Source organism: Halobacillus sp. BBL2006 (assembly GCF_000786645.1).
Taxonomy (GTDB): Bacteria; Bacillota; Bacilli; order Bacillales; family Halobacillaceae; genus Halobacillus.
Genome location: NZ_JRNX01000631.1, coordinates 1 through 4,421, shown reverse-complemented (window position 1 = coordinate 4,421; position 4,421 = coordinate 1). Strand labels below are relative to the sequence as shown.

At 40.9% G+C, this 4,421-nt stretch carries 4 protein-coding genes; 3 read left to right on the top strand and 1 reads right to left on the bottom strand.

The features are described 5' to 3' along the window. The first annotated feature begins 258 nt into the window (after positions 1 to 258). From LD39_RS17280 to LD39_RS17270, 3 genes are all read left to right on the top strand, one after another. Positions 259 to 441 (top strand): gamma-type small acid-soluble spore protein, encoded by a 183-nt coding sequence (locus LD39_RS17280; protein WP_035550567.1) that lies wholly within the window; start codon positions 259 to 261, stop codon positions 439 to 441. 192 nt (positions 442 to 633) lie between these two features. Then, positions 634 to 1,161, top strand: coding sequence for a DUF402 domain-containing protein (locus LD39_RS17275; protein ID WP_035550564.1), 528 nt, complete (start codon positions 634 to 636; stop codon positions 1,159 to 1,161). A gap of 77 nt (positions 1,162 to 1,238) precedes the next feature. After that, on the top strand, positions 1,239 to 3,008 hold the full coding sequence (locus tag LD39_RS17270) for an ABC transporter ATP-binding protein (RefSeq protein ID WP_035550561.1): 1,770 nt from the start codon (positions 1,239 to 1,241) through the stop codon (positions 3,006 to 3,008). Between the two features lie 37 nt (positions 3,009 to 3,045). Here the strand turns inward: LD39_RS17270 and LD39_RS17265 are convergent, their stop codons facing one another. Further along, complete coding sequence (locus LD39_RS17265) at positions 3,046 to 4,113, bottom strand: aromatic acid exporter family protein (RefSeq protein ID WP_035550557.1); 1,068 nt, start codon at positions 4,111 to 4,113, stop codon at positions 3,046 to 3,048. Between the last annotated feature and the right edge of the window lie 308 nt (positions 4,114 to 4,421).

The following is a 4,421-nucleotide window of genomic DNA, read 5'->3' as shown; positions in this document are numbered from 1 at the left end:
CAAGGCGCTTGCGCTTTTGTTCTTAAATGGTGACTTAATGTTGATGCAGAGTAGCACTCCAAATGGAAAAGTACAGCAAGAAACTTCAAAGGCGAAGCATACCCGCTCTTTTTTTGAAAGGGGGCGGGGTAAAAGATCGATCAATGAAGCTTTCAAAGGTTTTGTATTTTAAGATCATGTAAAAGTAAAATATTTATTTTAAATTTGGAATGAAATGATTCAAACCTGTACACAATAATTTTTGCGGAGGTGATAATCATGGCTAAGCAACCGAAACAAAACAAAACAGCTGCTGGTACAGACAAACAACATGTAAAACAACAAAACCAACAAGCTGCTCAACAAGGTCAGCAAAACCAATATGGTGCTGAGTTTGCATCTCAAACTGATGCGCAGCAAGTGCGTGAGCAGAACCAACAATCTCAGGCTAAGAAAAAATAACCTGAATTGATGGTGTGGCTTGTCCAGGCTGTTTTATTAGCCTGTATCAATCCCCCGAATGAGAGAAGCCGTCCTATGTGGGCGGCTTCTTTTTATACATAGGTCATAGAATTCAATTGTTTTTCTTTCGTGACAATTGTCGTTATAATAAACAGAAGGCATGAAACGGAAATAAAGTGAAGGGGGGATACCATGCCCGGCCCAGAAGCAGGAAAAGGGATTGAAATTCAAAGTTTTAAGCATAATGGACAATTGCATCGCGTGTGGGACAGCACAACAGTCTTAAAAGGAACACGCCATGTTATCATAGGGGCGAATGATCGGACGACCGTTACGGAGAGTGATGGGCGGAGATGGGTTACCCGTGAACCAGCAATCTGTTATTTTCATTCAAGGCATTGGTTCAACGTCATTGGGATGTTAAGGAATGATGGGGTGTATTATTACTGCAATATCAGTTCACCTTTCATTTACGAAGAAGAATCCATCAAATACATCGATTATGATCTGGATGTGAAAGTCTATCCGGATATGACCTATAAAATCCTTGATGAAGATGAATACGAAATCCATAAAAGAAAAATGAATTATCCACATGTGCTTGATCGTATTCTATATAACAACATCGATACATTGATTAGATGGGTAAGACAGCGGAAAGGTCCTTTTTCGCCAGAATTCATCGATCAATGGTATGAACGCTATTTAACGTACAGATAAATCTTGTGGCTGCGCACTTTATTTATAAGTGCGCTTCCTTCTTGTTTACAAGTTTTTTTAAGAAAGAGGTGTTAGCATTGGACAGTATTAAACGATATTTGCGTTTTGTGCAGCCGTACAAGGGCAAAATCATCATCACGGTTCTTATAGGTGTGATCAAATTCTCCATTCCTTTGCTGATGCCGTTAATTATCAAATACGTGATTGACGACATCATTAATGGAGACATGGCTCAATCCGAAAAAATGGATCAGTTGCTGCTCCTGATGGGTGGGGCGTTTTTTGTCTTTCTCATTCTCCGTCCACCTATTGAATATGCAAGACAGTATTTAGCTCAGTGGATTGGCAGTCATATTTTATACGATATTCGGGAGAAATTATTCGATCATATTCAACGGTTGAGTTTACGTTTTTATTCAAAATCAAAGACCGGAGAGATTATTTCACGAGTGATTCATGATGTGGAGCAGACGAAAACATTTGTTATCACTGGGTTAATGAATATCTGGCTTGATATGATTACGATTGTTATAGCCATAATCATCATGCTGACGATGGATCCGTGGTTAACGCTCGTATCGATTGCTTTGTTCCCTTTTTACGGATTTGCGGTGAAATTTTTCTATGCGAGACTTCGTCGCTTGACTAGGGATCGTTCTCAGGCACTTGCACAAGTGCAAGGCCACCTGCACGAACGTGTTCAAGGAGTGCCTGTCATCCGCAGCTTCGCCCTTGAGGACCATGAACAAAAGCAGTTTGATGTACAAAATAAGAATTTCTTAGATAAGGCCATTACGCACACAAACTGGAATGCTTATACGTATTCCGTCACAAACACGATTACGGACTTGGCGCCTTTACTCGTTATAACTTTCGCTGGTTATCAAGTCATTACCGGTGCGCTTACGGTAGGTACGATGGTCGCTTTTGTCGGCTATATGGATCGGGTCTACAATCCGCTTCGCAGGCTTGTGAACTCAGCGACGGTATTGACGCAATCCATTGCTTCTATGGACCGCGTGTTTGAGTTCGTGGATGAAGAATATGACATCATCGATAAACCTGGTGCGAAAAAAATGACCAACGTTCATGGTGACGTGTCTATTGAAAATGTATCATTTAAATATGATGAGGATGAGCCGCTTGTATTGAATGATGTAAGCCTTGATGTGGAAAAAGGTGAGACAATCGCTTTTGTCGGAATGAGTGGGGGAGGAAAATCAACGCTAATCAGTTTGATTCCTCGCTTTTACGATGTCACAAGTGGCAGCATCTCAATCGATGGTACGGACATCCGTGATTTTGAAGCACGTACGGTAAGGGATAATATCGGCATGGTATTACAGGACAACATCTTGTTTAGTGAGTCGATTGCGATGAACATCCGCATGGGAAATCCTGATGCAACGGATGAAGAGATGATTGAAGCTGCTAAAGCGGCGAATGCCCATGATTTCATCATGAACTTGCCGAACGGCTACGATACGCTTGTCGGGGAACGTGGCGTCAAACTTTCTGGTGGACAGAAGCAGCGTGTCGCCATTGCCCGCGTCTTTCTGAAAAATCCTCCACTGCTGGTACTCGATGAAGCGACATCTGCGCTTGACCTGGAGAGTGAAAGCTTAATACAGGGGGCCCTAGAACGATTAGCGTCGAATCGAACGACGTTCATAGTTGCTCACAGACTTTCCACAATCACACATGCTGATCGAATCGTCCTTATTGAAAACGGTGAGATTATTGAAGTGGGGTCACATGATGAGCTGATGAGCCGTCGCGGTAACTACTATGACTTGTATCAAGTTCAGCAATTGGATGATACGAATAAAGAATATATGGAAACGTAACAAAAAGCGGCTGTTCACAATGAACAGCCGCTTTAGATTAATTATCGGTCGTTTTAATGTAATCATCCTGATGATGATTTTGATAACTTTTTAATAAACGTTTCAATTTTTCCAGCTGATAGTGGTATTCCATCAGTTGAGATGCTAAAGGCAGGAAGACTAATTTATCGGGATTGTTCCCCTCTTCATAGACGTGCATGAGACGCTCTACTAACAGAGGAATATCCGGCTCTTCGATTCTGCGAAGAGATTGCTTATGCGTGTTTTTTATTCTTCCTTTTAAGCTGAGCACCATTTTTTCATGGGCATTGATCAGCTTATCCAATTCATTGACGACAGCATCCTGAAATTCTTCGGGAATCTGTTCAATCTTATGGTCAAGGCGATAGAAAGCTTTTAATACATCAAACGATTTTTTCGTCGTGGTAATTAACTGTCGGAAAAGTACCATCTTACGGCCTTTGGAAAAACGGGTTCCTTTTAAATACGTTCGTTCTTCTGAATACAACAAATACGTGTGATCTACCCAGCGCATATCATCTTGAAGACGTGTGATTTCATATTTTAATGCAGGCTCATCTGAAAGCTGTCTTGTTGTAACACGAAGCCACTGAAGAATATCGGTGGTAGCCAGATCAATTTTCTTAAATAAACGCGTCTCATAACGCGGTGGCAGAAAGACAAGATTGACGATGAACGCTGCTAAAATCCCTAAAATCATTGATGTGAAGCGGGAAAAAGCGAAAAACATAAACGTCTGATCGGTTGAGTCCATCAACGCGATGACGGCAACGACGGCAAGTGCGATAGTATTTTCATTCATCTTCATGGTTGTCGTTAAACCGATGACGATGATAATGGCAAAGCCGACTACGAAAGGATCGTTGCCGAGAGTGAACACAGCAATGACAGCAATTACTGCACCAATGATATTTCCTTGTACTTGCTCAATAATCGACTGATAAGAACGGTAGATTGATGGTTGAATGGAAAAGACAACCGCAATTGCTGCAAGTAAAGGGGAAATGAATCCGAATATGTTTCCTATATAGAGAGCGATGCCGACAGCTAAGCCAGTCTTCATCATACGTGCGCCAAGTTTCATAACATGCATCATCCTTCAACTAAATTAAGCTCAATGAAAATAGTATAACTTATCATTTGCCTATATCGTATCAGTCTTATGGCAAATTTGGTAACTTAAAAGTTGAGGGAAAGACAAAAAAATAGACTTATGCGCTGATCGCATAAGTCTGAAGGGGATCCAGTGGAAACTGAATCCTATGAAAAGGGAAAGAAATGAAACAAAGATCATAATTCGTGGGAATTTTCAGAATTATGTGTATATAATAGCATTCAATACCAAAATTATCAATGCCCTTTCAGCAAAAAAGTCAAGAAAATATAAAAAAA